At 57.1% G+C, this 26,011-nt stretch carries 28 protein-coding genes; 14 read left to right on the plus strand and 14 right to left on the minus strand.

Annotated elements, in window-relative coordinates; all coding sequences use genetic code 11:
• Positions 1 to 17: 17 nt before the first annotated feature.
• From AC2FLD_RS01205 to AC2FLD_RS01230, 6 genes are read left to right on the plus strand one after another with little or no spacing between them, the layout of a single operon-like run.
• Positions 18 to 893 carry a branched-chain amino acid ABC transporter permease gene (locus AC2FLD_RS01205; RefSeq protein ID WP_496669869.1) on the plus strand — a complete coding sequence of 292 codons (876 nt, stop codon included), beginning with the start codon at positions 18 to 20 and terminating at the stop codon, positions 891 to 893.
• A gap of 3 nt (positions 894 to 896) precedes the next feature.
• Positions 897 to 1,994 carry a branched-chain amino acid ABC transporter permease gene (locus AC2FLD_RS01210; RefSeq protein WP_496669868.1) on the plus strand — a complete coding sequence of 366 codons (1,098 nt, stop codon included), beginning with the start codon at positions 897 to 899 and terminating at the stop codon, positions 1,992 to 1,994.
• Complete coding sequence (locus tag AC2FLD_RS01215) at positions 1,991 to 2,755, plus strand: ABC transporter ATP-binding protein (RefSeq protein WP_496669867.1); 765 nt, start codon at positions 1,991 to 1,993, stop codon at positions 2,753 to 2,755. Before AC2FLD_RS01210 ends, AC2FLD_RS01215 begins: the two co-directional genes overlap by 4 nt.
• Positions 2,752 to 3,525: an ABC transporter ATP-binding protein gene (locus tag AC2FLD_RS01220; RefSeq protein WP_496669866.1), complete on the plus strand. Its 774-nt coding sequence runs from the start codon at positions 2,752 to 2,754 to the stop codon at positions 3,523 to 3,525. The genes AC2FLD_RS01215 and AC2FLD_RS01220 overlap by 4 nt, the downstream gene beginning before the upstream one ends.
• A 5-nt stretch (positions 3,526 to 3,530) precedes the next feature.
• The gene (locus AC2FLD_RS01225; protein ID WP_496669865.1) at positions 3,531 to 5,417 is read left to right on the plus strand and encodes an AMP-dependent synthetase/ligase; all 1,887 of its coding nucleotides are present in this window, start codon (positions 3,531 to 3,533) and stop codon (positions 5,415 to 5,417) included.
• Positions 5,418 to 5,442: 25 nt separating this feature from the next.
• On the plus strand, positions 5,443 to 6,603 hold the full coding sequence (locus AC2FLD_RS01230) for an ABC transporter substrate-binding protein (RefSeq protein ID WP_496669863.1): 1,161 nt from the start codon (positions 5,443 to 5,445) through the stop codon (positions 6,601 to 6,603).
• 67 nt (positions 6,604 to 6,670) lie between these two features.
• Here the strand turns inward: AC2FLD_RS01230 and rpsI are convergent, their stop codons facing one another.
• From rpsI to AC2FLD_RS01245, 3 genes are all read right to left on the minus strand, one after another.
• Entirely contained in the window at positions 6,671 to 7,156 is a 486-nt protein-coding gene (rpsI, locus tag AC2FLD_RS01235) for a 30S ribosomal protein S9 (protein WP_050602574.1), read from the minus strand.
• Positions 7,157 to 7,161: 5 nt separating this feature from the next.
• The gene (gene rplM / locus AC2FLD_RS01240) at positions 7,162 to 7,620 is read right to left on the minus strand and encodes a 50S ribosomal protein L13 (protein WP_050602419.1); all 459 of its coding nucleotides are present in this window, start codon (positions 7,618 to 7,620) and stop codon (positions 7,162 to 7,164) included.
• Positions 7,621 to 7,781: 161 nt separating this feature from the next.
• Complete coding sequence (locus AC2FLD_RS01245; protein WP_496669861.1) at positions 7,782 to 9,185, minus strand: aminotransferase-like domain-containing protein; 1,404 nt, start codon at positions 9,183 to 9,185, stop codon at positions 7,782 to 7,784.
• A 99-nt stretch (positions 9,186 to 9,284) separates the two neighbouring features.
• Between AC2FLD_RS01245 and AC2FLD_RS01250 the strand changes: the two genes are divergently transcribed.
• Positions 9,285 to 9,512: a DUF1127 domain-containing protein gene (locus AC2FLD_RS01250; RefSeq protein WP_050602417.1), complete on the plus strand. Its 228-nt coding sequence runs from the start codon at positions 9,285 to 9,287 to the stop codon at positions 9,510 to 9,512.
• 60 nt (positions 9,513 to 9,572) lie between these two features.
• On the opposite strand, the gene AC2FLD_RS01255 is transcribed toward AC2FLD_RS01250, so the two are convergent.
• Positions 9,573 to 10,016, minus strand: a complete 444-nt coding sequence (locus AC2FLD_RS01255; protein ID WP_496669859.1) for a PaaI family thioesterase — start codon at positions 10,014 to 10,016, stop codon at positions 9,573 to 9,575.
• Positions 10,017 to 10,074: 58 nt separating this feature from the next.
• On the opposite strand from AC2FLD_RS01255, the gene AC2FLD_RS01260 reads away from it, so the two are divergent.
• The 4 genes from AC2FLD_RS01260 (at position 10,075) to gluQRS (ending at position 13,986) form a co-directional block, all read left to right on the plus strand.
• Positions 10,075 to 10,860, plus strand: coding sequence for an enoyl-CoA hydratase (locus AC2FLD_RS01260; protein ID WP_496669857.1), 786 nt, complete (start codon positions 10,075 to 10,077; stop codon positions 10,858 to 10,860).
• A 255-nt stretch (positions 10,861 to 11,115) separates the two neighbouring features.
• Positions 11,116 to 12,456, plus strand: a complete 1,341-nt coding sequence (trmFO, locus tag AC2FLD_RS01265; RefSeq protein WP_496669855.1) for a methylenetetrahydrofolate--tRNA-(uracil(54)-C(5))-methyltransferase (FADH(2)-oxidizing) TrmFO — start codon at positions 11,116 to 11,118, stop codon at positions 12,454 to 12,456.
• A gap of 37 nt (positions 12,457 to 12,493) precedes the next feature.
• Positions 12,494 to 13,108 carry a class I SAM-dependent DNA methyltransferase gene (locus AC2FLD_RS01270; protein WP_496669853.1) on the plus strand — a complete coding sequence of 205 codons (615 nt, stop codon included), beginning with the start codon at positions 12,494 to 12,496 and terminating at the stop codon, positions 13,106 to 13,108.
• On the plus strand, positions 13,105 to 13,986 hold the full coding sequence (gluQRS, locus tag AC2FLD_RS01275) for a tRNA glutamyl-Q(34) synthetase GluQRS (RefSeq protein WP_496669851.1): 882 nt from the start codon (positions 13,105 to 13,107) through the stop codon (positions 13,984 to 13,986). Before AC2FLD_RS01270 ends, gluQRS begins: the two co-directional genes overlap by 4 nt.
• 10 nt (positions 13,987 to 13,996) lie before the next feature.
• On the opposite strand, the gene hisI is transcribed toward gluQRS, so the two are convergent.
• Positions 13,997 to 14,368 carry a phosphoribosyl-AMP cyclohydrolase gene (gene hisI / locus AC2FLD_RS01280; protein ID WP_050602411.1) on the minus strand — a complete coding sequence of 124 codons (372 nt, stop codon included), beginning with the start codon at positions 14,366 to 14,368 and terminating at the stop codon, positions 13,997 to 13,999.
• A 67-nt stretch (positions 14,369 to 14,435) separates the two neighbouring features.
• On the opposite strand from hisI, the gene AC2FLD_RS01285 reads away from it, so the two are divergent.
• Together AC2FLD_RS01285 and AC2FLD_RS01290 are read left to right on the plus strand one after the other, a co-directional pair.
• Positions 14,436 to 14,888, plus strand: coding sequence for an iron-sulfur cluster assembly scaffold protein (locus AC2FLD_RS01285; RefSeq protein ID WP_496669849.1), 453 nt, complete (start codon positions 14,436 to 14,438; stop codon positions 14,886 to 14,888).
• A gap of 58 nt (positions 14,889 to 14,946) precedes the next feature.
• Positions 14,947 to 15,585: a MarC family protein gene (locus AC2FLD_RS01290; RefSeq protein WP_050602409.1), complete on the plus strand. Its 639-nt coding sequence runs from the start codon at positions 14,947 to 14,949 to the stop codon at positions 15,583 to 15,585.
• Between the two features lie 182 nt (positions 15,586 to 15,767).
• Here AC2FLD_RS01290 and AC2FLD_RS01295 read toward each other — a convergent pair whose 3' ends face one another.
• The 5 genes from AC2FLD_RS01295 to sciP form a co-directional block, all read right to left on the minus strand.
• Positions 15,768 to 15,890, minus strand: a complete 123-nt coding sequence (locus AC2FLD_RS01295; RefSeq protein ID WP_256364009.1) for a hypothetical protein — start codon at positions 15,888 to 15,890, stop codon at positions 15,768 to 15,770.
• 112 nt (positions 15,891 to 16,002) lie between these two features.
• Complete coding sequence (gene recG / locus AC2FLD_RS01300) at positions 16,003 to 18,093, minus strand: ATP-dependent DNA helicase RecG (protein WP_496669847.1); 2,091 nt, start codon at positions 18,091 to 18,093, stop codon at positions 16,003 to 16,005.
• Positions 18,090 to 20,342: an NAD-dependent DNA ligase LigA gene (ligA, locus tag AC2FLD_RS01305; protein ID WP_496669845.1), complete on the minus strand. Its 2,253-nt coding sequence runs from the start codon at positions 20,340 to 20,342 to the stop codon at positions 18,090 to 18,092. Before ligA ends, recG begins: the two co-directional genes overlap by 4 nt.
• A gap of 123 nt (positions 20,343 to 20,465) precedes the next feature.
• Positions 20,466 to 21,182, minus strand: a complete 717-nt coding sequence (ctrA, locus tag AC2FLD_RS01310; protein ID WP_050602406.1) for a response regulator transcription factor CtrA — start codon at positions 21,180 to 21,182, stop codon at positions 20,466 to 20,468.
• 86 nt (positions 21,183 to 21,268) lie between these two features.
• Positions 21,269 to 21,562 (minus strand): CtrA inhibitor SciP, encoded by a 294-nt coding sequence (gene sciP / locus AC2FLD_RS01315; RefSeq protein WP_496669843.1) that lies wholly within the window; start codon positions 21,560 to 21,562, stop codon positions 21,269 to 21,271.
• Between the two features lie 130 nt (positions 21,563 to 21,692).
• Between sciP and mnmA the strand changes: the two genes are divergently transcribed.
• Entirely contained in the window at positions 21,693 to 22,838 is a 1,146-nt protein-coding gene (mnmA, locus tag AC2FLD_RS01320; protein WP_496669841.1) for a tRNA 2-thiouridine(34) synthase MnmA, read from the plus strand.
• Here mnmA and AC2FLD_RS01325 read toward each other — a convergent pair.
• From AC2FLD_RS01325 to AC2FLD_RS01340, 4 genes are all read right to left on the minus strand, one after another.
• A complete protein-coding gene (locus AC2FLD_RS01325; RefSeq protein WP_496669839.1) occupies positions 22,835 to 23,380 on the minus strand; it encodes a carboxymuconolactone decarboxylase family protein in 546 nt (181 codons plus the stop codon). The genes mnmA and AC2FLD_RS01325 overlap by 4 nt on opposite strands.
• 98 nt (positions 23,381 to 23,478) lie before the next feature.
• Positions 23,479 to 24,054 carry a hypothetical protein gene (locus AC2FLD_RS01330; protein WP_496669837.1) on the minus strand — a complete coding sequence of 192 codons (576 nt, stop codon included), beginning with the start codon at positions 24,052 to 24,054 and terminating at the stop codon, positions 23,479 to 23,481.
• Complete coding sequence (lpxB, locus tag AC2FLD_RS01335; RefSeq protein WP_496669835.1) at positions 24,047 to 25,213, minus strand: lipid-A-disaccharide synthase; 1,167 nt, start codon at positions 25,211 to 25,213, stop codon at positions 24,047 to 24,049. The genes AC2FLD_RS01330 and lpxB overlap by 8 nt, the downstream gene beginning before the upstream one ends.
• Positions 25,213 to 26,007: an LpxI family protein gene (locus AC2FLD_RS01340; protein WP_496669833.1), complete on the minus strand. Its 795-nt coding sequence runs from the start codon at positions 26,005 to 26,007 to the stop codon at positions 25,213 to 25,215. Before AC2FLD_RS01340 ends, lpxB begins: the two co-directional genes overlap by 1 nt.
• Positions 26,008 to 26,011: the final 4 nt, after the last annotated feature.

Genomic DNA, 26,011 nt, shown 5'->3' on the forward strand with positions numbered 1-26,011 from the left:
GTTGGAGGGAGGACAGTTTGGATAACGCACAGCTGCTGATCAGCGGGCTGGCGAATGGCTGCGTCTATGGCCTGATCGCACTTGGCTTTGTTCTGATCTACAAGGCAACCGAGGCGGTGAATTTCGCGCAGGGCGATTTCATGATGTTGGGGGCCTTTGTGACCATCGGCCTTACGAATACCCAATATATGGGCCTGCCCTTCTGGCTGGCCTTGCCGATCTCACTGGGGATTATGGGCGCTCTGGGCTATCTGCTGGATCGACTGATCATCCGGCGACTGTTCGGTGAAAGCCAAACCGCCGTCGTCATCCTGACCATCGCTTTGGGGTTCGTGATCCGCTTTGTGGCAGGCCTTATCTGGGGGCATGAGCCGCAAACGCTGCAAAACCCGCTTGCAGGCAAAGAAGCCCGCTTTGGCGGTCTGGTACTGGGGATGGAAGATGTTGCGGTGATTGTCGTCACGATCCTTCTGACCGGGGCGCTCTATGTCTTCTTCAGCCGCACCAAACTGGGTCTTGCGATGCAGGGTGCGTCGCAAAACCAATTGGCGGCGTATTATATGGGCATTCCGGTCAAACGCGTTCAGGGCTTTATCTGGGCACTGGCCGGGGTTGTTGCCGGGATCGCCGGTATCCTCTTTGCCGCCAAGGGTGCGGTGGACCCGACGACTGGTTTGCTGGGCATCAAGGCCTTTGCAGCGGCGGTCATTGGAGGCTTTGGCAGCCTGCCCGGTGCATTGGCAGGAGGGCTGATCGTGGGTGTGATCGAACCCTTTTCCAGCCGTTATATTGCTGCGGGCTACAGTCAGGTTGCGCCCTATGCTCTTCTTCTTGCCGTACTGATTTTCCGGCCCAACGGGCTGTTCAGTCAGGTTCGGATCAAAAAGGTCTGAGCCATGCGGATTGTTTTCAAAACCAATTACATGCAGGATATTCGGCCTTGGAAGGACAGGTATCAACTTAGCCTGTATCTGATCCTGCTGGCCGTTGTCGCCGCTGCCCCCTGGTGGTTGGACGCGTTCTATCTGGGTGAGCTGACAAACGTTCTGATCTGGGCCATTGCCGGGCTGGGCCTGATGATCCTGACCGGACATACCGGGCAAGTCAGCCTGGGGCACGCCGCTTTTCTGGCCTTTGGCTGTTATGCCAATATTGCACTGATCGAAGCAGGGGTTCCTTTTCTGATCGCCTTCCCGCTGGCCGGGATTCTAACCGGCATCGCGGGCGTGACGGTGGCGATCCCTGCCCTGCGGCTGCACGGCATCTATCTGGCCATCTTCACAATGGCCCTGTCGATCCTGATGGACGACATCATCGTTCTGTCCGAACCAATAACCGGAGGCGTCGCTGGCAAGTATGTCGGAGGGGTCGAGATCTTTGGCCATCTGGTAGACCGCTGGGGTACACCGGATCAGTTCTTCTGGCTGGTGCTGATCGTCACTGTTCTGGTCACACTGGGCTATATCAACCTGCTACGTGCGCCGCTGGGGCGCAGCTTTATCGCTGTGCGTGACTCAGAGGTTTCCGCGCAGGCGATGGGCATTGATATCGCGCGGACCAAGATGATCTCATTCGCCTTGTCATGCGCTGTGACAGGCTGGGCCGGGGCGTTGATGGGGCTGTTTGCCGGGGCCTTCAACAACGAAACCTTCAGCGTCCTAATCTCAATCCAGTTGCTGATGATGATCGTGATCGGCGGGCTGGGGTCGATCCATGGGGCATTTCTGGGCGCGATCGTGATCGGGTTTTTGCCGCAATTTCTGTCAATTTCGAAGGAATACGCCGGTGCCCTGTTCGGCGGCAATACCGTCGCCATTCCGGGGCTGGAATTCGGCATCTTCGGAATGATCCTGATCGCCTTCATCCTGTTCGAACCCATGGGCCTTTATGGCCGCTGGCTTAAAATCCGAACCTGGTTCGAGCTGTTCCCCTTCTACCGAAAGGATATGTTTAAACGGCAAAAATCTTATCTGAGGACGGAGCGCCTGAGATGAGCCTGCTGGAATTTGAAAACGTGACCCTGAAATTTGGCGGCCTCACTGCGGTTGATGACCTGTCATTCGAGGTTCTGGAAGGCGAGGTCTTTGCCATTGTGGGCCCCAACGGCGCCGGAAAATCGACAGTGTTCAACCTGATCTCGCGATTTTACGACCCCTATGCCGGGTCGATCCGGTTTGATGGCCATGATCTGCTACGTGTCAAACCCTCGGGCGTCGCAGCTTACGGCGTGGCGCGGACGTTCCAGAATATCGAACTGTTTGAGCACGCAACCGTTCTGCAAAACCTTCTGGTCGGGCGACACCAGCACCGAAAAACAAACCTGCTGTCCGAATTGTTGTTTCTTCCATCCGCCCGACAGCAGGAAATAGAGAACCGCGAGAAGGTTGAAGAGATCATCGATTTTCTCGATCTTCAGGCCTATCGTGACAAGATGATCGCGGGGTTGCCCTACGGTGTGCGAAAAGTGGTCGAGGTCGCGCGCGCCTTGGCAACCGATCCCAAATTGCTGCTGCTGGACGAACCGGCCTCGGGTCTTTCAGTCGAAGAAACAAGTGATATGCGGTGGTGGATCGATGACATCCGGCGTCAGATGGGTATCACCGTTTTGATGGTGGAACACGACATGGGCCTGGTCTCGGGCGTGTCAGATCGCGTTTTGGCCATGGCCGACGGCGCTAAACTGGCGCTCGGCTCTCCGGCCCAAGTACAATCCCACCCGGCCGTGATCGAAGCTTATCTTGGGAAAGCCTCATGAGTGCGCCGATCCTGAGAATCCGCAATGTCGAAAGCTTTTATGGCCCCATCATGGCCATTCGCGGCGTGTCCCTGGACGTGCACGAGGGGCAGATCGTCTCGATCCTTGGGGCCAATGGCGCGGGAAAGACGACGCTGATGAAAACCGTCTCGGGCGTGATGGACCCGGAGAAGGGTCAAATCACCTTTGATGGCGATGACATTCAGGGGGCCGAGCCGCATAAGGTCGTTCAGCGCGGTATCGTTCACATTCCCGAAGGGCGCGAGGTCTTTCCACTTCTGACCGTTGATGAGAACCTCAGCCTCGGTGCTTATTCCCGCAAGGATAAACACCAGATCGAGCAGGATCGTGAACTGGTTTTCAGCTATTTTCCGGTTCTCAAAGACCGCCGTGGGCAAGAGGCTGGCACCTTGTCAGGTGGTCAGCAGCAAATGTTGGCCATCGGGCGTGGACTAATGGCCCGGCCTCGCATCATGTTGCTGGATGAACCCTCGCTGGGCTTGTCGCCGATGCTGGTGCAAGAGATTTTCGAGATACTCAAGCGTCTCAACCAAGAACAGCAGATGACCATGATGCTGGTTGAACAAAACGCTCATGCGGCACTGGATCTCGCCCATCATGGCTATGTGATGGAGGTTGGTCGCATCGTCATGGACGGGAGCGCTGAAGTTCTGTTGAAGTCCGAGGACATCCAGAACTTCTATCTTGGGGTGCAGGAAGACGGCGCGCGGGAAAACCGGCGCTGGAAACGGAAAAAGACGTGGAGGTAAGACGGATGGACGCCACCCCCCTGCCCCCGCAAACCACAATCAACGGAGTGCACTTTAACGCAACGACGGGTCAGCGGCCGCTAAGGGTCGATGGCTGCATCACCATCAGCGAATTGTTTCAACACCGTTGTGCCGAGTTGGGCGACCGCACCGCGCATCGGGAAAAAGACCTGGGCATCTGGAAATCCTATACCTGGGCCGATTACTGGCAACACGCCAAATGGATCGGTTTGGCGTTGCGCAAACTGGGGCTGGAACGCGGCGATGTGGTCTCGATCCTGTCCGAGGACCGCAAGGAATGGGCCTGGTTCGACATGGGTATTCAGGGTGTCGGAGGGATAGCCTCGGGCGTTTACACCACCGACTCCGCCAGTCAGCTGCAATACCTGATCAATGACAGCGGCAGCAAATTCCTGATCGTCGAAGATGAAGAACATCTGGACAAGTTTCTGGAAATTGAGACTGAGCTTCCCGATCTGATCAAGGTGATCATTCTGGAAGACGAAGGTCTGCACGACCTCAAACACCCGCGCGGCATGATGATCGGCGACCTCTACGCGCTTGGCCAGCAGGTCGAAGCCACCGATCCCGGTCGGTTCGAGGCCGAAATCGCACTGGGGAAACCGCAGGATACCGCCCTACTTGTCTATACCTCGGGCACCACCGGGCAGCCCAAGGGCGCGATGCTGAGTCACGAAAATATCCTGGCCGCCATCGAATCCGGCGCGCGAGCCTTGCCGGTTCTTGCCAGCGATGAGCAGCTTTGCTTCTTGCCGCTCTGTCATATTCTGGAACGGGACGTGTCGGTCTATTTTCCGCTGGCGGCGCGCTGCACGGTGAACTTCGCAGAAAGCCCGGAGACCGTCTTTTCTAATCTGCAAGAGGTCTCGCCCTCGACCTTCACCGCTGTGCCGCGCGTGTGGGAAAAGATTTATGCGCATGTGCAGATCCTGACGCAGGAGGCCACACCATTGGGGCGCGCGGCCTTTGGTATGGCATTGAAAGCTGGCGCGCGTCGCGCCGATTACGTAGCGGCAGGAAAACCTGTTCCTGCCAGTATCACCGCCCAATTCTGGGCATGGGATCAACTGGTCCTGAAGAACCTGCGCCGCATGTTGGGAATGGACAAGCTACGTCGGGGCGGGACCGGCGCTGCACCGATTTCGACTGACCTGTTGAAATGGTACTGGGCCATCGGTGTGCCTTTGGTCGAAGGTTTTGGGATGACTGAAACCTCGGGGCTTGCCACGCTCAATACCGTTGAAAGCAACAGGATCGGGACCATCGGTAAGGTCGTTGAAGGCTGCGACATTCGCATCTCAGACGACGGTGAAATCCAGCTGAAAGGCATGAACATTTTTCAGGGATATTGGCGCAACAACGTCAAAACGGCCGAGACTTTTACAGCAGACGGTTGGCTGCGCACAGGGGATATGGGGCATATCGACAAGGATGGCTACGTCACCATCACGGGCCGTATGAAAGACATCATCATCACAGCAGGCGGTAAGAACATCACCCCGGCTGAGATCGAAAGCCGGTTGAAGTTCAGTCATTATATTTCTGACGCGATCCTGATCGGTGACAGGCGCAAATACCTGACGGCCCTGATCATGATCGATCAGGAGAATGTCGAGAAGTTTGCCCAGGACCGCAAAATCCCGTTTTCGAACTTCGCCTCGCTATGTGCCGCGCCCGAGATCCGCGATCTGATCGGTGCCGAGGTTACAGCCGTGAACGGTGAATTTGCACGGGTCGAGCAGATCAAGGATTTCCGGCTGATCGACGTACTTTTGACCGCCGAAGACGACGAACTTACCGCCACGATGAAGTTGAAACGCGGGCTGGTGGAAAAGAAGCACGGACATCTGATTGAAGACATGTACAGTTAATCAAAGGAATTTCGGGAGGAGAGAGATGAGAAATTCATTCAAACTATTGGCTGTCGCCACGGCCTTGACCGCCTCGGCGACCATGGGTTTGGCCCAAACCCAAGGCGTCACCGATGATGAAATCGTCATCGGGTCGGTCAACGATCTAAGCGGCATATTCGCTGCTGTTGGCGTTCCTGCCACCAAAGGCGCAAATGTCGTGTTTGACCGTGTCAATGCAGCCGGAGGCGTGCACGGCCGACAAATCCGCTTTGTTGTTGAAGACAACGGCTATCAAATGCCGCGTGCCATGCAGGGCTATAACAAACTGCTGAACCGGGACAAAGTTTTCGCGATGCTGCAATCTCTGGGCACACCGATGAACATGGCCGGGTTCAAACTTTTGGATCCGAAGGGCATTCCCAACGTCGCCCCTCTGACGGCAGCGCGGCAGATGTTGCAAGAGCCGATACGCAACAAGTTCACCTCGTTCTCAACTTACTATGATCAAGCCCGCGTGGGCGTGAAATACCTCTCGGGTGAATTTGGATCGCAAACCGTTTGCACAATGTATCTGCCCACCGATTTTGGCGAGGAAATTCTGGAAGGCAGCAAGGCCGGGGCGGAGGAGGCCGGGATCACATTTGGATCCGAGACCACGCATAAACCAGATGAGACCGATTTCGTGGGCTCACTCAGCAAACTCAAGGAAGAAGGCTGTGACATTGTCACGATGGCGCTGGGCGTTCGTCAGGCAATTACCGTAGTTGGCACAGCCAAGAAGATGGGCCTGACGGATATGAAATTCCTGGGCACCTCGGCCAGTTTTCTCACAGTCGTGGCGAAAGTTCCCGGAGGCGTGACCGAAGGCTTCTATGCTGCTGCCTCATGGCAGGATCTGTGGGCCCGCGCGGATGAGCCCGCACCCGCCGCATTTATCGAAGAGTACAAGGCCGCCACGGGTGAAGATCCGGTTGGGTTCGCAATGCTGGGCTATTCTGCTGCCGAGATGATGGTCAAAGCGCTTGAGGCCGCAGGCCCGGACCTGACTCATGACAGCTTTATCGAAGCCATGGAATCGCTGGACTATCAGGACGATCTGGTCGGCAACCACATCACCTATGGACCGGATGATCATCAAGGCGCGGATACCGTGTTCGTCAATGTAGTTGAAAACGGAACGTGGAAGCTGGTTTACGAGGAATAAACCAATGTAGACGCAAAGAAAAAGGGCTCGCGAGAGCGAGCCCTTTCTATTTGGATATTCCCGGCGATTAACGCTTGGAGAACTGGAACGAACGGCGGGCTTTGCGCTTACCGAATTTCTTACGTTCCACAACCCGGCTGTCGCGGGTCAGGAAGCCTGCGGCTTTCAGAGCACCACGCAGGCTCGGATCGTACAGTTGTAGCGCTTTTGAGATGCCGTGCTTTACCGCACCGGCCTGACCGGTCAGGCCACCGCCTTTGACGGTTGCAACAACGTCGAACTCGCCTTCTACGCCGGCAACCTGAAACGGCTGGCGCAGGATCAGCTGCAGAACGGGGCGCGCGAAGTACACGTCCTGGTCTTTGCCGTTCACGGTGACTTTGCCGGAGCCCGGTTTGATCCAAACGCGGGCGACAGCGTCTTTACGCTTGCCGGTTGCGTAGGAACGGCCCAGTTCGTCACGTACGGGTTCACGCACGATGACTTCTTCGGCCACAACCTCAACGCCTGCAACGGCGCTCAGCTCTTCGAGAGTATTGATCTGATCAGCCATGGTCATTAGCTCCGGGTGTTTTTCTTGTTCATGGACTTAACGTCCAGAACTTCGGGCGCTTGCGCCTCATGAGGATGCTCGGCACCAGCGTAGACGCGCAGGTTCGTCATAACCTGACGCGACAGGCGGTTGCCCGGCAGCATGCGCTTGACCGCCTGGGTCACGACGCGCTCGGGGTGCTTGCCCTCGAGGATCTGCTGCTTGGTGCGCGACTTGATGCCGCCCGGGTGGCCAGTGTGCCAGTAGAAGTTTTCTTCGCGCTTCTTGCCGGTCATCTGGATTTTGTCAGCGTTGATCACGATGACGTTGTCGCCCATGTCCATGTTCGGGGTGAACGACGCTTTGTGCTTGCCACGCAGGCGCATGGCGACGATCGAGGCAAGACGGCCCAGAACAACGCCCTCGGCGTCGATCAGGATCCATTTCTTGTCGATGTCTGCAGGTGTTGCAGAAAAGGTTTTCATGGCAGGATAGTCCTGTTTGATGTGAAAGACCGCCCCAGCGGAGCGGTCCGAATTCGATGGATGGGTTCTATGGGGTGCTTGCGCGCAGGTCAAGCACAGCAGATCAGTTTTTCACATGCCAAAACAACAACTTACAAAATAGGTATTATTTTACCCCAATTTCAGACACTGATTTGCTCAGGTGGATTGTCCAACAGGTTTCGCAGCCGCACCATCGCGTTCTCGAACCGTTGCAACGAAACATGCCCGTTCACTGCAATACGCACCGCGTTGGGCGCGCGCCCATCACGGAGTGCGAACTCATCTGCCGAACGCAGTTGAATCCCCTCACGCTCTGCCGCACGGCTAAAGGCCGCGGCACGCCAGCCGGACGGCAGATTCAGCCAGACAAAGGGGACATCCGGGGCCCAGTTCAGATCAAAACCACCTAATGCATTCACTGCCACACGAACGTAATCCCCCATCCTCATGCGCACGTCCTTGGCGATTTGCCGGGTTCGAGGGTCGGACAACAAAAGCCGCGTTAATTCTGCCAATGGCTGCGCCAACCCGAAATAACCGTATTCCGCCGACCGGCGCAGATCTGCGCTGCGGTCTTTCGGGGCGATTGCGAACCCGACCCGTAACGCCGGGGTCAGTATCTTGGAGATCGAAGACACATGCCAACCCCGTTCAGGTGCAAGCGCACGAAAGCTGGGTTCCTTGGCATCGCCCATCCGGTAGCAATCATCCTCGACGATCTGCACATCGAAACGTCGCGCAATCTCGACCACCTCTTTCCGCCGTTCCAGAGGAGTGTGCAATGCGGTGGGGTTTTGTACCTCGGGTGAGACACAGATGATCTGGGCTGGTGTCTGACGCAGCACATGTTCCATGGCGGTTGGATCAATGCCCCACTTGTCCATTCGAATACCAACCACTTCAGCCCGCATCAGTTCACCCGCGCGACGGAACCCGGCATAAGACAGATCTTCAACCAGCACGACTGGTTTTGGACCCTGAAGGATGCTTTGAAACACAAGACACAACCCGTTCTGCCCCCCATGGGTCAGTACAATGTCGTCATCCGTCAATTGACCCAGTGGCAAATCCGACAACCAATCGACAACCACCTGCCGCATGGGTTTGTAGGCGTCGCGCGTCGGATAACTCATGAACAAGGCCGGATCAGACTGCGCCACCTTCTGCAAACACTCGCGCACCAGCGAAACCTGCCCCATATCCACCAAACGTGGGCTGAACAAGCTGACGTGGTTGGCGTTTTGCGCCTCGGCGAGGTGCAGTTGCCGCGACCAGACATCGTCCAGAATCGGAGATTTCGGAGGAGCGACAAATGTACCACGTCCAACCTCGGCTTGTAGCAAGCCCTCATCCGTCAGAATCGTATAAGCTCGCGCAACCGTGCCCGGTGTGATCTGCAACCGAAAAGCAAGTTCACGCACGGGCGGCAGCTTGGTTCCGATATCTAACGTTTTGTTCTCGATGGCTTTTCGAATTGTATCGGCGACCAAGGTGTATTTTGGCCCCTTAGATTTTGGCAGTGTGTCTGGCCAAATTGTATCCATTACAATTCTTCCTTTGCTTTTGACACAATGTCGAATGTATCAAACTCTTGTACCGAACATTGCTACTTTGTGTCAATACAATTTGAAAGGAATACCAAGATGACACGCACGATGCACAACCCCGCCCTTATGCTGCTGAACGACAGCCCTCGGCTGCCTCTGATCGCATCTCTGGCCGTGCGGTTTGCGGCGGCTGTCACTCAATGGGAGCGCCGTCGGCGCAGCCGCGTCAACCTGGGCTATCTGGATGACCGGCTGCTACAGGATGTCGGCCTGACCCGTCGCCAGGCACACCGCGAAGTAAAGCGCTGTTTCTGGCAGGTTTAAGGAATCCCCAGTCCCAGTTTTGGGACCTCTTCCTGGGCCGGGGCCTGTCCCCGGCCTTTTTTATCCAAATTGTGCCGCTGCAGAGCCTGCAGGTGGAATAGAATAGGTCATCGTTGCACGTGCAACCGGACCATCCACGCCTTCGGAAAAGATCAAGACGTCCCCAACCGCCAGCGTCCTGCCCAGCTTCAGCAATCGGCAGTTTGCAATCAAGTCGACGCCCCCGGCTGGCTTGCGCAGAAAATCCAATGAACTGTTGGTCGTCACCACCAAGGATTGCCGCCCCTTTCGCGCCAAAACCATCGCATAGACACTGACATCCGCCAGACCAAACATGGACGGCCCTGACACTGTGCCGCCGGGGCGCAGATGTCGTTCCTGCACCACAAGACGCATGGTGATGGTGTCCTCCGTCAGATCTTCGACAACAAAGTCCTGATGTACCTGAGGGAACACCTCGTTGAGGTATTGCGACAGTTCATCCCGATTCATTGCCAAAGCCATACTTTCCCTCCTGCTCTTCCCGACCTAGAGTTGGCCCAACTTGGGAACGGAGGGCAAGATGGCAATTCTGGAACGTAACGACACAGGCGCAGTTGCGCGGCTGACAATGAACGCCCCAGAGCGGTTAAACGCACTGAGCGAAGAGATGCTGGAAGCGCTTCAGGCCGAACTTGATGCCTTGCGCGATGACAGAACCATCCGCGCGGTGATCCTGGCAGGTGCTGGAAAAGCGTTCTGCGCGGGGCATGACCTGAAGCAGATGACGGCCGGACGTCAATCCGAGGATGGAGGCAAAGCCTATTTCCAGGATCTGTTTGCGCGCTGCGCCCGGATGATGATGTCAATCCAATCCCTGCCCCAGCCCGTGATAGCTCAGGTCCATGGCATTGCCACGGCCGCCGGGTGCCAGTTGGTGGCGACCTGCGACATGGCCATTGCGGCCGAAGGCACGCGATTTGGTGTGAACGGCGTGAATATCGGACTGTTTTGCTCGACCCCCATGGTTGCGCTGAGCCGCAATATACCCAGAAAACAGGCTTTTGAGATGCTGACCACTGGCACATTCATCTCAGCCGAGCGCGCCGCAGAGCTTGGGCTGATCAATCGCGCCGTCCCGGAAATGTTGCTGGAACATGAGGCCGACACGCTGGCCGAACTGGTTGCCTCGAAGCTTGGGGCCGCCGTCAAAATCGGGAAAGAAGCGTTTTATCAACAGCTTCAGATGCCTTTGGATCAGGCCTATGCCTATACCGGAGACGTAATGGCGCAGAATATGCTGCACCGGGATACAGAAGAAGGCATTTCCGCCTTTATTGAAAAACGCCCTCCGAATTGGACCCAATGAGGCAATTGTTTTGCATATTTTTTGCCACTGTTTTGATTTTAGCACTTTTCAAAACGGCGACTCTGTGGCAAAGCTGGGTCGAGGCTGAGGCCTCAGGACACTTTTGGGTCGTCGTGGGCGGAAGGTCCCTCCAGCTGGTCTCTCTCACCAGCGCTGACATTCCCGCAGCGGCGACCCCAAGATTCCCCTTTAAATTTAGCTAAACCAGCGCTGGCTGAGTTGCGCCCGATTGTGGTCTGCCCTATGTGGCAGCGCATGACACAAGTTTTGCATATTGTAGGCGGCGGAATGGCCGGATCCGAGGCGGCGTGGCAAGCGGCTGAAATGGGCGTTGACGTGGTGATCCACGAAATGCGCCCCACGGTTGGCACATTTGCCCATCAAACCGGCAATCTGGCTGAAATGGTGTGCTCCAACTCGTTCCGGTCGGATGATGACGAACAGAACGCGGTGGGCCTGTTGCATTGGGAAATGCGGGCCGCCAACGGGCTGATCATGACAACCGCTGATTCCCATCGCCTGCCCGCCGGAGGGGCTCTGGCGGTGGATCGCGATCCCTTTGCCGCAAGCGTCACTGCAAAACTCCGCGCCCATCCGCGTATATCGGTCACGGACGAAGAAGTGACCGCCCTGCCCGATGATGGCCAATGGATCTTTGCAACCGGGCCTCTGACCTCGCCTGCGCTGAGTGAAGCGATCCGTACGGAAACAGGTGCCGAGGCGCTGGCCTTCTTTGATGCCATTGCCCCCATCGTCTATGCCGAAAGCATCGATATGTCGAAGGCTTGGATGCAGTCGCGGTATGACAAGGGCGAGACTGAAGAAGAGCGCACAGCCTATCTGAACTGTCCGATGGACCGTGATCAGTATGAGGCGTTCATCGACGCGCTTTTGGCCGCTGACAAGGCCGAGTTTCACGAAGGGGAAACAGCTGGCTACTTTGACGGCTGCCTGCCCATCGAAGTTATGGCAGAACGCGGGCGTGAGACCTTGCGCCATGGTCCGATGAAACCTGTTGGCTTGACCAATCCGCATGCGCCGGACGTGAAATCTCATGCCGTGGTGCAACTGCGCCGTGACAACGCATTGGGCACACTGTTCAATATCGTGGGGTTCCAGACCAAGATGAAATACGGCGCCCAGACCGAGGTGTTCCGTATGATCCCCGGTCTTGAGAACGCAAGTTTCGCACGATTGGGCGGCATTCACCGCAACACCTTCATCAACTCGCCCACGCTGCTTGATGCGCAGATGCGGTTGAAATCGAAACCCAACATCCGGTTTGCCGGGCAGATCACAGGTGTTGAGGGTTATGTCGAAAGCGCCGCAATGGGGTTGCTGGCCGGGCGTCTGGCCGCCGCCGAAATCTTGGGCCGCGACCTGCCGGAATTGCCACAAGACAGCGCTATGGGCGCCTTGATCCATCACATCACGGGCGGGGCCGAGGCCAAGACATTTCAGCCAATGAATGTGAACTTTGGCTTATTTCGACCGGTAGACGGCCTGAAAGGTGGGCGGCGCGGCCGGAAGGACCGATACAAAGCCTATACGGACCGTGCCAAGTCGGAATGGAGCACCTGGTTGGAGCATTGCTGACTGGACGCACAATGTGGTCTCGGCTTAGCATGCAGTTATGACCGACAAGTTCCTAGACAGCACCTACAACCTCGGCACGCCACAAGAGACTGAATCGCATTACAAGAACTGGGCTGCGACCTATGATGAAGAGGTCGAAGATCACGGGTACGTCACCCCCGGTCGCGTAGCGGCGGCTTTGTGGTCTGTCCACCCTCACCCTGAAACTCGGATTCTGGATTTTGGATGTGGAACCGGACTTTCCGGTCAGGCTTTGCGCGCAGTCGGGTTTGAAGTTATCGATGGCATGGACCCCACGCCCAAAATGCTGGAAGAAGCAAAGGCTAAAGGTGTTTACAAAACGCTGACCGGCTTTGATATCACCAAGCCTGCTCCACTCAAGCGTGATGCCTATTCAGTTATCACGGCCATCGGTGCCATCGGTCAGGGTGCAGCGCCGCCAGAGACATTCGACGTTTTGATGCACGCTTTACCCAAAGGAGGACTGTTTGCGTTGTCTTTGAATGATCACGCGCTGGCAGATCACACATTCACATGCCGCATCACCGATTGGGTCGACATGGGGGCCGCACGTTTGCTATTTCGTGAACATGGGCCACATTTGCCTGGAATCAACCTTAACTCTGATGTGTATGTTTTAGAAAAAGCGTGACTTTTAAAACGCGCTTCGCGCCTTCCCCAACCGGGCCACTTCATCTGGGACACGCGTATTCCGCGATGATAGCCAGCGACATGGCCACAGCTGAATGTGGTCAATTCCTGCTGCGGATCGAGGATATCGACCAATCGCGTTCGCGACAGCATTGGGAGGATCAGATCTATGATGATCTGGCTTGGCTGGGCGTGAATTGGCCACGTCCGGTAATGCGCCAGTCGGATCGCATGGCCGTCTACGACGATGCCCTGAATCACCTCTGGGCGCAGGGCTTTCTGTATCCCTGCACCTGTAACCGCAAAGATATTGCCGCTGCAGCCAGCGCTCCGCAGGAAGGCGCACCGCTGCACGGGCCGGACGGAATAATCTATCCCGGAACTTGTCGAAAATTGCATGCAGACAAAGACTTAACCCAGCACCCTCGTCCAAAACACGAAGCAGTGCGGCTGGACATTTCCAAAGCTTGCCAAGCGATTCACGACAGTTGCAGGTTTCAATTCACCGAACTTTGTTCAGGGCCTGACGGGGAAACCGGAACGATAGCCTTCACCCCTGATGAGTTGGAAGCAACCGTCGGCGATGTTGTTCTGTCCCGTCGAGACATGGGTACGTCTTACCATTTGTCCGTTGTCCTTGACGACGCCGCGCAATTAATCACGCAGGTGGTCCGAGGTCAGGATTTGTTCGAAGCCACCCGCATTCATGTTCTGCTTCAAGCGCTGCTGGACTTGCCAACGCCCGCGTATTTTCACCACGATCTGGTCCGTGATGATGCAGGCAAACGATTGGCCAAGCGCGACGATGCGCGCGCGATCTCGAAATATCGCGCTGAAGGGGCCAGCCCTGCAGATATTCGGCGCCTGGTCGGGCTTTGATCTGGCACTCTTACTCCATAGGAGCCATCAGTTCTGTCTCGTTCCCATCACGAACAGCTGTGTAGAAACAGGTTCGGCGATTGGTGTGGCAGGCGGCCCCGGTCTGACGCACCAGAACCAGCAGGCAATCCCGATCACAATCGATCCGAAAATCCACCAACTCCTGCACATGCCCCGAGGTTTCGCCCTTGATCCAGAAAGATTGACGCGACCGCGACCAATAGGTCACCCTGCCCGTTTCCAGTGTCTTTTCAACAGCCTGGGCATTCATCCAAGCCATCATCAGAACCTCGCCTGACACATCGTCCTGCGCAATGGCCGGGATCAGGCCGGCGTCATTGTATTTCAGGGTCGCTGGATCAAACACGACGGTATCAGTCATCTCGAAAAACCTTTTGCATCCGGTGGGGTGACCACTATGTATGAGGAACACACGACGAGGGAAAGCCATGAGCGGCGAGAACGATCTGATCAAGTTGTACTCTGGGCGCATTCTGGCGCTGGCGGCGGATATTCCGCATCTGGACCGTCTGGACAGCCCGGACGCGACGGTCAAGAAACGCTCGCCGCTGTGCGGTTCGACCGTGACGGTGGATGTGAAGGTTCAAGACGGCCGTGTCAGTGCCTTTGGTCAGGACGTCAAAGCCTGCGCCTTGGGTCAAGCCTCGGCGGCGGTTGTCGGGGATGCTATCATTGGCGCGACCCGCGCTCAAATCGAAGCTGCGCGCGGCCAACTAACCGCCATGCTCAAGAAAGACGGACCTGCCCCGGATGCGCCCTTTGACGGCCTTGAGGTTCTGATGCCTGCAAGGGACTACAAGAACCGGCACGCCTCGATCCTGCTGGTGTTGGACGCCACGGCCGAAGCCATGGCGCAGGCGGAACAGGCGCACTGCGCCTGATTGTAGCTATTTGAGGTAAACCCGTTTACCTTCCGCTAAGATTTTAGGAGGGGTGGGTTTGAACAATTTGCTTGAACATTTCGTGACGCTTTGGGTCGTCATCGACCCGATTGGAACAATTCCTGTATTTATCGCTGTCACCGCAGGCCTCACCGCAGCATCTCGACGCAAAACGGCTTTGTTGGCGTCGCTCATCAGTGCCGGGGTTCTTCTGTTCTTCCTGGTTTTCGGACAATTGCTGATCGAGGCGCTGGATATAGGCCTGAATTCCTTTCAGGTGGCAGGCGGCATCATCCTGTTCCTTTTTGCGCTGACCATGATCTTCGGCGAAAGCAAACAAGAGATTGAGCAGCGGCAAGCTGAAGAAGATCAGGAAGACAAGTATCACAAGCAAAATCCGGCGATCTTTCCCCTCGCCGTGCCCTCACTGGCCTCACCCGGGGCGATGCTGGCCGTCGTGATCCTAACTGATAACCACCGGTACAGTGCAACGGACCAGGGGATCACTGCCTTGGTCATGCTGTCCGTACTGTTGGTTGCTTTTGTTCTGATGCTTCTGGCGGAGCCGATCATTCGCCTGATCGGTCATTCAGGTGCGGCGATCATTAGCCGTATCATGGGAATGATCCTGGCCTCGGTTGCGGTCAATTCCGTCCTCTCCGCGTTGCTTGAGATTTTCAAAACCGGCCAGCTATAAAAAAACCGCCGCACCTTCCGGGCGAAAGGGCGGCGGCAGGCATTGCGTGTCTCGTGCGGGGTCCGGTTCACCGCGCGGGGCCGAGGCATGGCCCCTCAAGGGGTTTGGGACAGGCAGGTCACCCTTGACTGAAATGGGGATGACAGCGCGGTTTTTCGGCACGAGATCGCAGGCAGAAAGGCTTAGAAACCAACCGGTAAGTGAAGGGCCACCATCAGGATCACGACCAAGGACATCACGCCAACTGCATCCTGAAAGATGGTCGATTGCGCGCGGCTGAAAGCGGTCTTGATCTGGGTCAGCATAGGGTCACCTCCGGTCAGAGTTTTAATCCTTTGTTGACCTTTTGTTCTCATATTTACCCGAGTCGGTAAAGAACTTTTTGAGAACATTTGTGAACTTTTCGGAACTTCTCGCCTAACCCACTGAAATCAAACGGATCGCCTGATCCTGCTTCATCAGCCAAAGTAGAACACGCGCCGCACGCCCCCGGTCTGAGGTCAGTTTGGGGTCGGCAGTCAGCAATGCCCGGGCATCAGATTGGGCCACAGCCATCAATCCAGCCTGACGTTCCAGATCGGCAATGCGGAATTTTGGCAGGCCCGACTGCGCTGTTCCGATCAGATCCCCGGCCCCGCGCATTTCCAGATCGGTTTCGGAAATGCGGAACCCGTCTTCGGTTTCGCGCAGAACCTCCAACCGTTTGCGCCCGCCGTCGCTGAGCGGCGGTTGATACATCAACAGGCACGTCGAGTCCGCGTCGCCGCGCCCCACACGACCACGCAATTGGTGCAGCTGAGCCAGGCCAAAAATCTCGGCCCGCTCAATGACCATGATCGTGGCGTTGGGCACATTGACCCCAACTTCGATAACGGTCGTCGCCACCAAAACCTTGGTCTCGCCGGTCTGAAAGGCTCTCATGGCCGCGTCTTTGTCGGCGGGTGGCATCTGTCCATGAACCAGCCCCACCACGCCTTCCCCCAAAATAGCGCGCAGGCGTTTGAACCGTTCTTCGGCGGCGGTCAGGTCCGAGACCTCGGATTCGTCGACCAACGGACAGACCCAATAGCACTGGCGCCCTTCTTCAATCGCGCGACGCAGATGCGAAACGACCTCATCCATGCGCTGGGTGGTGACAATCGCCGTCTTGATCGGTTTACGTCCCGGCGGCTTTTCGTCCAGCACCGAAACATCCATGTCCCCATATTGCGCAAGCGCCAGGCTGCGTGGAATCGGCGTCGCCGTCATTACCAGAACGTCGGCACCCTGCCCCTTTTCCGACAACTCCATCCTCTGCCGAACGCCAAACCGATGCTGTTCGTCTACGACTGCCAGTCGCAGAGCCTTGAATTCCACATCACTCTGAAACACGGCATGGGTGCCCACCAGAATATGAAAATTGCCCTGTTTCAGAGCCTCAAGCTTGGCGCGACGCTCGGCACCTTTGTCGCGTCCGGTGAGCAGTTCCAACACCACCCCGGCCTCTTCGGCCAATGGCCGCAACCCTTCCAGATGTTGGCGCGCAAGTATCTCGGTTGGGGCCATCATCACCCCCTGCCCGCCGGCCTCGACCGCGATCAGCAAGGCCATGAAAGCCACCAGTGTCTTACCCGCCCCCACATCGCCCTGAAGCAGCCGGTTCATCCGAGCGTCTGATGCCATATCTGCCGAGATTTCCGCGACCGCGCGGCTTTGGGCTCCGGTCGGGCGATAAGGAAGGCTGTCCAGCACCTTGGATTGCAAAGCACCCGTCGCAACGCTGACGATTCCACGGGATTTTCGTTCCCGTTGGCGGGCCAAGGCCAGTGTCAACTGATGCGCAAAAAGCTCGTCATAGGCCAAACGCTGCCGCGCGGGTGCAAACGGGGCGACGTCATCCGCACCTTGAGGGTTGTGCCCGGCTTGAATGGCCGAAGCCCAATCCGGCCAGTTTTGTTGCGCCACCTGCGCAGGGTCGATCCATTCCTCAAGCTCGGGCGCGCGCGCCAACGCGCTGCGGCTGGCCTTGAACGCGGTTTTCTGGGTCAACCCTTGTGTCAGGTGATAGACCGGTTCGAATTCCGGGATCTCTTGGGCCTGTTCGACCGGTAGCATGTGGTCCGGATGCACCATCTGGGCCAAGCCGTCGAACAATTCCAACTTGCCTGAAACCACCCTGCGCGATCCCTCAGGCAGCACCTTTTTCAGATAATCCCCGCGCGCATGAAAGAAGACCAGCTGGAAATCGGCCTTACTGTCTTCGACATGAACGCGATAGGCCCCACCCTTGTTGCGCGGGGGGCGATGCGTGCCCACCGTCACTTCAACTGTCAAGGTGGCAGGCAGATCAGCGCCCTGAATCGTATCGCGCCTGCGCCGATCAACCACCGCGTATGGCAGACCAAACAGAACATCGCGCGGGCTTTCCACGCCAGTCTGTGCCATGACCTGCGCAGTCTTTGGGCCGACACCGTCCAGCGTCTCCAAACCCGCAAAAAGCGGGAAAAGCTGCTCGGGCCGCCCGCTCATGCGCCTTCGACCAGCTGTAGCCAGCCATCCTCATCCAAGGTTTCGATTCCCAGTTCTGCGGCCTTTTTCGCTTTCGATCCAGCGCCAGGACCTGCAACCAGAATATCGGTTTTCTTGCTGACCGAGCCTGAAACTTTAGCCCCCAACGCTTCGGCCCGAGCCTTGGCTTCGGCGCGCGTCATCTTTTCCAACGTTCCGGTAAACACAACAGTTTTGCCTGCCACTGGACTATCCGACGCGGGCGCATCTGGTGCAACGACCGTCAGTTCCTTGCGTAACGTGTCAAATGCGCGCCTCTCTTCCTGATTTGCAAATGCGTCGGACAGAGACAGACCAAGCGTTGCGCCGATCCCATCGATACCGATCAGATCAGACCAAGCCGCATTAGCCTCTGAAGGAACACAGGCTGCTACAATGGCCGCATCACGTACTTCTTTGACGCGGGCACGGCGGTCTTCGGCCAGCGCCGCTGCCCGTTCAGAATCTTCCGCCTCTTCGGCTTGCCGTTGAGCCAGAGCGGCCGGGCGCGCTGCGTCCAGCGCTTGCGCCATGGTATCCCACTCGCGGTAATACAGCGCCAGATCACGCGCGCCGACCTCACCCACATGTCGAATACCCAAGGCAAACAACAGGCGCGCAAACGGAATTGTCCGTTTTTCGTCAATCGCAGCAAACAGATTTCCGGCCGAAGTCTCCCCCCATCCATCCCGGTTTTTCAACCGGGCCAGATTACCCTTGTCGCGCGGTTCCAGTGTGAAGATATCCGCAGGCGTATTTATCGGCAGGACCGGATCATCGTAGAACATCTCGATCTGTTTTGCACCCAGACCTTCGATGTCAAACGCTTTGCGCGAGACGAAATGTTTCAACTTTTCAACAGCCTGCGCGGGGCAGATCAAGCCACCTGTACAGCGGCGCACGGCGTCGCCTTCCTCGCGGATCGCCGCACTTTGACATTCTGGGCAGAGGGTCGGGAACGCAAAAGGCTGAGCATCAGACGGACGTTTCGACAGGTCTACATCTGACACTTTCGGGATCACGTCACCCGCACGATAGACCTGCACCCAGTCGCCGATACGGATATCTTTACCCTCACGGATCGTACCGCCCTTGGCATCACGCCCGGCGATATAGTCTTCGTTGTGCAAGGTCGCGTTGGACACCACAACACCGCCAACTGTCACTGGATGCAACCGAGCCACAGGGCTGAGCGCGCCGGTGCGACCAACCTGAATGTCGATCGCCTCCAGCCTCGTCCAGGCCAGTTCGGCGGGAAATTTATGCGCAATTGCCCATCGCGGTGTGGTCGAGCGGAACCCCAATCGCGCCTGGAGCGACAAGTCATTGACCTTGTAAACAACACCGTCGATGTCATAGTCCAAGGTTGAACGTTGCGTTTCAATATCCTGATAATGCTCTAACATCTCTTGGGTTGTAGCGCATAGGCGGGTCAGATCATTCGTTGAAAATCCAAGCGATTTCAGCCGATCAATCGCCCCAATTTGCGTGTCAGCCAAGGGCTCTGACAGTTCTCCCCACGCATAGGCGAAAAACTTCAGCGGACGGGACCGTGTGATTTCCGAATCCAGTTGTCGCAAAGACCCGGCCGCTGCGTTACGTGGATTTGCAAAAGGCTTTCCGCCCCGCTCTGTCTGTCGGGCATTCAGCGCCTCGAAGTCCGCGTGGGACATATAGACCTCGCCCCGCACCTCTAGCACAGCCGGTGCGCCCTCGATCCTTTGCGGAATGTCCGAGACCGTGCGGGCGTTGGCGGTAACATTCTCACCGACTTCACCATCCCCACGAGTTGCGGCTTGAATCAGTTCGCCATCCTCGTATCGCAAGGACAAGGATAAGCCATCAATCTTGGGCTCTGCTGTGAAAGCCAGCGGCGCGTCCGCGGCCAACCCGAGGTATTTTCGGATCGAACGGTCGAAATCGGCCACATCTTCATCGTCAAAGGCATTGCCCAGCGACATCATGCGCATGGCATGCGTGACCTTGGAAAACCCGTCTGCTGCGCGGGCTCCGACCTGTTCGCTTGGGCTGTCGCTGCGTTTGAGGTTCGGGAACTGCGCCTCGATCTCGGCATTCCGGCGTTTCAGCGCATCGTATTCCGCATCTGAAATCTCGGGCGCATCTGCCCCGTGATACAGCGTGTTCGCCCGAGACAACACATCCGCCAGACGCGCCAATTCGGCGCGCGCTTGGTCTTCGGTCAGATCAGAGATGGAAATAGAATTGCTCATGGCCTCGCCCTGTCACGCGTTCTTGGACCTCAGTGATAGGGCGAGGCCATGGCCAGGTCCAGACGTGCTGAGCCGTGAGTGCAAAGTGCCGCCCTGGACCACCAGCGGCACAGGTGGTTCAAATCAGAGGCCGACAGCCATCCGCGTCTCGTCCAGAGTGTTGCTTTGCGGGTCGCGCAGCACATACCCACGCCCCCAGACGGTTTCGATATAATTCTCGCCGCCAGTCGCATTGCTGAGCTTTTTGCGCAGTTTACAGATGAACACGTCGATGATCTTCAGTTCGGGTTCATCCATGCCGCCATAGAGGTGATTCAGGAACATCTCTTTTGTGAGGGTCGTGCCCTTGCGCAAGCTGAGCAGTTCAAGCATCTGATATTCCTTGCCGGTCAGGTGAACAGTCTTTCCATCCACTTCCACGGTTTTGGCATCCAGATTAACCGCAACACGACCGGTATGGATAATAGACTGCGAATGTCCTTTCGACCGACGGATAATCGCATGAATACGCGCCACCAGTTCTTCGCGATGGAAGGGTTTGGTCAGGTAATCATCTGCGCCAAAGCCAAAGCCTTTGATCTTGCTTTCCGTGTCATCGGCCCCTGACAGGATCAGGATTGGTGTTTCAACCCGTGCGATGCGCAACTGGCGCAGCACCTCATGCCCGTTCATGTCCGGCAGGTTCAGATCCAGCAATATAAGATCGTAATCGTACAACTTCGCCAGATCGATGCCTTCTTCGCCAAGATCCGTTGCATAGACGTTCAGGTTCGCGTGTGTCAGCATCAATTCAATGCTTTTCGACGTAGTCGGATCATCCTCGACAAGAAGTATGCGCATTTCTTACTGCTCCAATTCGGGTCAACAATTCCAATTAAAATTAAACCTGAACAAGAATGGTTAATCTGACGTTACCGTTGAATCATTTATTCACACTCTCCCCTAGGTTGTCGATATTTTTTTAGCGCGGTGGCCTTCAACGCCTCGACCCCATGCTCTGCAACAAGGGACACCCAGCCGTTGAATTCTTCATCGCTGATACCGTAATTCTTTTTTACGTCGGACAAGCTGATTAGGCCGTAAAGCACTCCACGCACGACCAGAATCTTGCGCGAAGCCACCCAACGCCGAGTATCCGCAGGCGGTAGATCTGCGCGTGTCAGTATGGAGCCGTCGGGGAGTGTCACTGACCGAGGGCCTTCAACTTTGTGCAAAAACATCTTTCAACCCTTTTCTTACTGCATCACAGCTGACATCAGGCTACTTAAGACCGCGTGAAACCGCCCCTTGAGAATGTGTAGAATTTTCTTATATTCCGGCAGTCTTCTTTAACCCGAAACGGAACTGCTCATGGCCCTCGATACCGAGACTCCGCTGAACTCGCTTGGTTTTGCAAAGCCACCCTCGGAAACGCGGGTGGTTGTTGCGATGTCGGGTGGCGTCGACAGCTCTGTTGTGGCGGCTTATCTGGCGGATCAGGGCTATGACGTCGTGGGTGTTACGCTGCAACTTTATGACCACGGTGCCGCCCTGGCCAAGAAAGGCGCATGCTGTGCCGGGATCGATATCCACGATGCCCGCCTCGTGGCTGAAGAGCGCGGCTTTCCGCATTACGTTCTGGACTATGAGAACATCTTCAAAGACGCCGTGATCGACGAATTCGCCGACAGCTATCTGGCCGGTGCAACCCCTGTGCCGTGCATTCGCTGCAATGAACGGGTGAAGTTCAAGGATCTTCTGGAAACCGCCAAGGATCTTGAGGCCGACTGCATGGCCACCGGCCACTATATACAGCGCAAGATGGGCCCCAATGGACCCGAGCTGCATAGCGCCGAGGATGCGAACCGCGATCAATCCTACTTCCTGTTTTCGACCACGCCGGAGCAGTTGGATTTCCTGCGTTTCCCTCTGGGCCACCTGCCGTCAAAAGACGCAACGCGTGAGATGGCGGCGCAATACGGGTTGTCCGTGGCCGACAAGCCCGACAGTCAGGACATTTGCTTCGTTCCCAACGGCAATTATGCCAGCGTGATTGAAAAACTGCGCCCGGGTGCGGCAGAACCCGGTGAGATCGTTCACGCCGACGGCCGTGTTCTGGCGCAACATAATGGGGTGATTCACTACACTATCGGGCAACGGCGCGGTCTTGGCATCGGCGGCCTGACTGAGCCGCTGTACGTCGTTAAGCTGGACGTCGACAAGAAACAGGTTGTTGTCGGCCCCAAAGAGATGCTGGCCACGCGTGTCGTTCCGGTGCGCGAGATCAACTGGCTGGGTGATGAACCCTTCACCTCGCGCGATGAATGGCACCTGAAGGTCAAGGTCCGCTCGACCCGCCCCCCGCGTGAAGCAATCATCCGCCCGCTGTCGGACACCACAGCCGAGGTCGAGCTGCTAACGCCCGAGGAAGGTATTTCACCGGGTCAGGCCTGTGTGTTCTATACAGGTGAAGGCAGCCGCATCTTTGGCGGCGGCTGGATCTGGCGTGGATACTAAGCCGAAACCGGTTCGACCTCGGTTTCGATCTGGATCTGAAGCGCATCGTTGAAGCGGTTGAAGGCACCGCACAAAGCGATGCGCCAGGTCAGCTCAACGATTTGCGCGTCCGTGAACCACTCCCGCAGGTCAGACACTTCGGCGTCCCGCATACGGCCGGATCGTGTCGTCACAGCCTCGGCATAGCGCACCACGGCTTTATCACAGGCGTCCAGCTCTGGATGATCCTCAACGTCCGGCAGACGCGCGGCGCCTTCTGGGCTCAGGCCCGCGACGGTCAACAGCGGTGTGTGATGTGAAACGCAATAATCGCAGGCGTTGAGCTTCGATACCGTTACCATCGCCAGTTCCAGCGCCCGTCGCGGTAGGTTCTGCTGTTCGCGCAAGGTCGTCAGCATTCCCGTCACATGCTCCAGAACCGGAGGGCAATAGGCCGCGACGCGGGCCCAGTTGTCGAACGGGCCATACGTGCCCAACGCTGCATGGGACGCGCGCGCCTCTTCAGTCATCTCGTGATCCGACAATGGGGGAATGCGAGTCATGGCAAAGCTCCTTTTTTTGGCCAAGGTACCCCAGGCCGTTGCCTCTACAACAGCCGGATAGAGATCACATATACGAGACACGACGCGTCTCCTGCCGATCACACAATATCCGTGGGCGAGTTGAAGAGAATATAGAGACCTACACAGACCATGATATATGGGGCGATCCGATCCAAGCGGGCGACACGGGGGCCGAGGCTCTTGGCGCGAGGCGCACCCCAGGCCGCGACAGCAACAAGTGCGGTGGCTGCCGCGACAGCGCCAACCAGCGCAGCAACGCGATAAGTTGGTGCCGAGTCTGCAAGCAGAGGCGTCATAACCGCAAAACTGTCGATCGAGAGGCTCAGGAAAAGCGTCACCACCGAGGTCACGGCCCCTTTGGACTCTGTTTCCCGCGCTTCAACGTTGCGATACTGCTTCCAGATGCCGCGCAACCCAAAAACCAGGGGCACGATGCCCAGATATCCGATCCAGAACGGAATACCGCTTTGGTTCAGGCCAAGTGCCACGGTCATCGCCAAGGTCAGAACAAGTGTCTGGGCGACCGCAAAGCCAATGATGGCGCGGCGTTGTTCCATGACCAAAATCAGGCCCAGCAAGACGGCCAGATTGTCGAGATTGGTGGAGATCACCGCGATTCCGGCAGACACCGCGAACAGCGCATGATCAAGCATAGTCGACCTGCATTCTGTCCAGTACGGCCCGCGCTGCACGCAAGCCGGGGTCTTCGCCACCTCGACCCAATCTTTCCATGGTCAGGCTCATGGCATGCTGTTGCGCGTCCGGGGCGTTGACCACATTGCGCAAGGCGTCAGCAATCTTTGCGGGTTGGCAATCATCCAGCAGACATTCCGGCACTGCACGCGTATCTGACACCAAGTTGACCAGGGTCACAGTGTCCAGTTTGACCATCCGTTCTGCCATCTTCTGCGTCAGCCAGTTGAGTTTGTAGGCAATGACCATCGGCGTGTTCTGAGCTGCAAGCTCCAGCGACACTGTCCCCGACGCCGCAAGCGCCAAATCGGCGACGCCGAAGGCTGCGCGCTTATAGGCCAGCGCCTGATCCGCACCTTCGTGACGCGGCTCCAGCACAACCGGGCGTCCGGGCCAGTCCGCCACCCGTTCTTTGATAAGATCGGTTGTCGCGCCTACAGTCGGGATCACCACACGATAATCTGCATGGTCTTCCATAAACAACTGCAATGCCCCGCCGAACGCGTCCGCCAATCGTTCGATCTCGCCCCGGCGTGACCCGGGCAAGGCCAGAAGGATTGGCGCGTCGCCCAGATCAAAACTGCTTCGAAATGTTGCAATCTCTTCCGGGGTGGCAATCGGTTCACTGGCCACAGGATGGCCGACAAAGTCGCACTCCATCCCTGCCCGCTCCATGTACGGCGGCTCAAAAGGAAGCAGCGCCAGCACATGGTCAATAACCTTGGCCATCTTGTCGGCCCGTCCCGGTCGCCAGGCCCAGACACTCGGGGCGACGTAGTGAACCGTGCGGATGTTGCTTGCGGCCTTAACGATCTTGGCAACACGCAGACTGAAATCCGGGCTGTCGATGGTGATCAACACATCTGGCTTCGTGTCCAGCACGGCCTGCGCCGTTTCAGATATCCGGCGCTTGAGATGGAAGAACTTCGGCAGAACTTCTACAAGGCCCATGACCGAGAGTTCCGACATGGGAAACCGGCTGGTCAGACCCTGCGCCGCCATCAGCGGGCCACCGATCCCGTCAAATTCAACATCGGGGATCAGAGTCTTCAGCCCCTCCATCAACGCGCCGCCCAGCCGGTCGCCCGAGGGTTCACCGGCGACCAGAAAGACACGCATCAGACCGCCCGCTCGCGGACGTACAGAAACAGACCCAGACGGTTGCACTCGGCGATGACCTGCTCTTGCCGCAACACAAGCACACCGCCTTTTTCCAATACGATCCCGGTCAACCCAGCCGCGACCGAGTCGCTGACGGTATCGGGTCCTATGGCAGGCAAGTCGGCGCGCCGGTCCTGATCGGGTTTGGGCCCTTTGAACAGAATACCTCCGCCCGCATCCGGTCGTTGTGTCAGAGATTGCAGCATCCAGGCGGTGCCAAAAATTCCTTCAATCGCCAGAGCCTGGCCATTTAACACAGCGCAGGCTTGCCCTGTATCCGCAGCCCCCATTGCACGCAGAATACCAGCAGCACGGTCGGCATCGGCCATGTCGGCCTCGGACGGCTGCGTATCCGTCAGGCACCCCAGAGGCGGAAGCAAACCGGGCGCAATTTCGTGCGCGGCACGCATTTGCAGCCCTGCATTTTCAAGAATCCCGATGACCGCACGCAAAGCGCCGTCATCGCCAGACATGATCGCCTTTTGGATTACCGGAACCAATGGCAGTGTCGCTGCGTCAATGCGACTTGGGTCAATGGGCGGACGCCGAACGGCACCGGCCAGACAAATCTGGGTCACGCCTCGCGCTTTCAGATCAACAATGAAGCTGCCCAACTGCTCCAGCGGAAACACGACATCTGCGTTCAGATCGTCAGGCAAAAACCCTTCCATTGCGCAGATCAAAGGTCGGTCGGTCAGCTGAGCCACAACTTCGGTTGGCAGCGCCCCTGTTCCCGCAATCAACGCCAGCATAAGC

It is taken from the genome of Ruegeria sp. CDSA021 (genome assembly GCF_059612325.1).

What these genes read in the sequence shown, in the direction of transcription:
- AC2FLD_RS01210 (WP_496669868.1), top strand. Translation starts at nt 897, where the DNA reads ATGCGGATTGTTTTCAAAACCAATTACATGCAGGATATTCGGCCTTGG.
- AC2FLD_RS01215 (WP_496669867.1), top strand. Translation starts at nt 1,991, where the DNA reads ATGAGCCTGCTGGAATTTGAAAACGTGACCCTGAAATTTGGCGGCCTC.
- AC2FLD_RS01220 (WP_496669866.1), top strand. Translation starts at nt 2,752, where the DNA reads ATGAGTGCGCCGATCCTGAGAATCCGCAATGTCGAAAGCTTTTATGGC.
- AC2FLD_RS01225 (WP_496669865.1), top strand. Translation starts at nt 3,531, where the DNA reads ATGGACGCCACCCCCCTGCCCCCGCAAACCACAATCAACGGAGTGCAC.
- AC2FLD_RS01230 (WP_496669863.1), top strand. Translation starts at nt 5,443, where the DNA reads ATGAGAAATTCATTCAAACTATTGGCTGTCGCCACGGCCTTGACCGCC.
- rpsI (WP_050602574.1), bottom strand. Translation starts at nt 7,156, where the DNA reads ATGGCTGATCAGATCAATACTCTCGAAGAGCTGAGCGCCGTTGCAGGC.
- rplM (WP_050602419.1), bottom strand. Translation starts at nt 7,620, where the DNA reads ATGAAAACCTTTTCTGCAACACCTGCAGACATCGACAAGAAATGGATC.
- AC2FLD_RS01245 (WP_496669861.1), bottom strand. Translation starts at nt 9,185, where the DNA reads ATGGATACAATTTGGCCAGACACACTGCCAAAATCTAAGGGGCCAAAA.
- AC2FLD_RS01250 (WP_050602417.1), top strand. Translation starts at nt 9,285, where the DNA reads ATGACACGCACGATGCACAACCCCGCCCTTATGCTGCTGAACGACAGC.
- AC2FLD_RS01255 (WP_496669859.1), bottom strand. Translation starts at nt 10,016, where the DNA reads ATGGCTTTGGCAATGAATCGGGATGAACTGTCGCAATACCTCAACGAG.
- AC2FLD_RS01260 (WP_496669857.1), top strand. Translation starts at nt 10,075, where the DNA reads ATGGCAATTCTGGAACGTAACGACACAGGCGCAGTTGCGCGGCTGACA.
- trmFO (WP_496669855.1), top strand. Translation starts at nt 11,116, where the DNA reads ATGACACAAGTTTTGCATATTGTAGGCGGCGGAATGGCCGGATCCGAG.
- AC2FLD_RS01270 (WP_496669853.1), top strand. Translation starts at nt 12,494, where the DNA reads ATGACCGACAAGTTCCTAGACAGCACCTACAACCTCGGCACGCCACAA.
- hisI (WP_050602411.1), bottom strand. Translation starts at nt 14,368, where the DNA reads ATGACTGATACCGTCGTGTTTGATCCAGCGACCCTGAAATACAATGAC.
- AC2FLD_RS01285 (WP_496669849.1), top strand. Translation starts at nt 14,436, where the DNA reads ATGAGCGGCGAGAACGATCTGATCAAGTTGTACTCTGGGCGCATTCTG.
- AC2FLD_RS01295 (WP_256364009.1), bottom strand. Translation starts at nt 15,890, where the DNA reads ATGCTGACCCAGATCAAGACCGCTTTCAGCCGCGCGCAATCGACCATC.
- recG (WP_496669847.1), bottom strand. Translation starts at nt 18,093, where the DNA reads ATGAGCGGGCGGCCCGAGCAGCTTTTCCCGCTTTTTGCGGGTTTGGAG.
- ligA (WP_496669845.1), bottom strand. Translation starts at nt 20,342, where the DNA reads ATGAGCAATTCTATTTCCATCTCTGATCTGACCGAAGACCAAGCGCGC.
- ctrA (WP_050602406.1), bottom strand. Translation starts at nt 21,182, where the DNA reads ATGCGCATACTTCTTGTCGAGGATGATCCGACTACGTCGAAAAGCATT.
- sciP (WP_496669843.1), bottom strand. Translation starts at nt 21,562, where the DNA reads ATGTTTTTGCACAAAGTTGAAGGCCCTCGGTCAGTGACACTCCCCGAC.
- mnmA (WP_496669841.1), top strand. Translation starts at nt 21,693, where the DNA reads ATGGCCCTCGATACCGAGACTCCGCTGAACTCGCTTGGTTTTGCAAAG.
- AC2FLD_RS01325 (WP_496669839.1), bottom strand. Translation starts at nt 23,380, where the DNA reads ATGACTCGCATTCCCCCATTGTCGGATCACGAGATGACTGAAGAGGCG.
- AC2FLD_RS01330 (WP_496669837.1), bottom strand. Translation starts at nt 24,054, where the DNA reads ATGCTTGATCATGCGCTGTTCGCGGTGTCTGCCGGAATCGCGGTGATC.
- lpxB (WP_496669835.1), bottom strand. Translation starts at nt 25,213, where the DNA reads ATGCGTGTCTTTCTGGTCGCCGGTGAACCCTCGGGCGACCGGCTGGGC.
- AC2FLD_RS01340 (WP_496669833.1), bottom strand. Translation starts at nt 26,007, where the DNA reads ATGCTGGCGTTGATTGCGGGAACAGGGGCGCTGCCAACCGAAGTTGTG.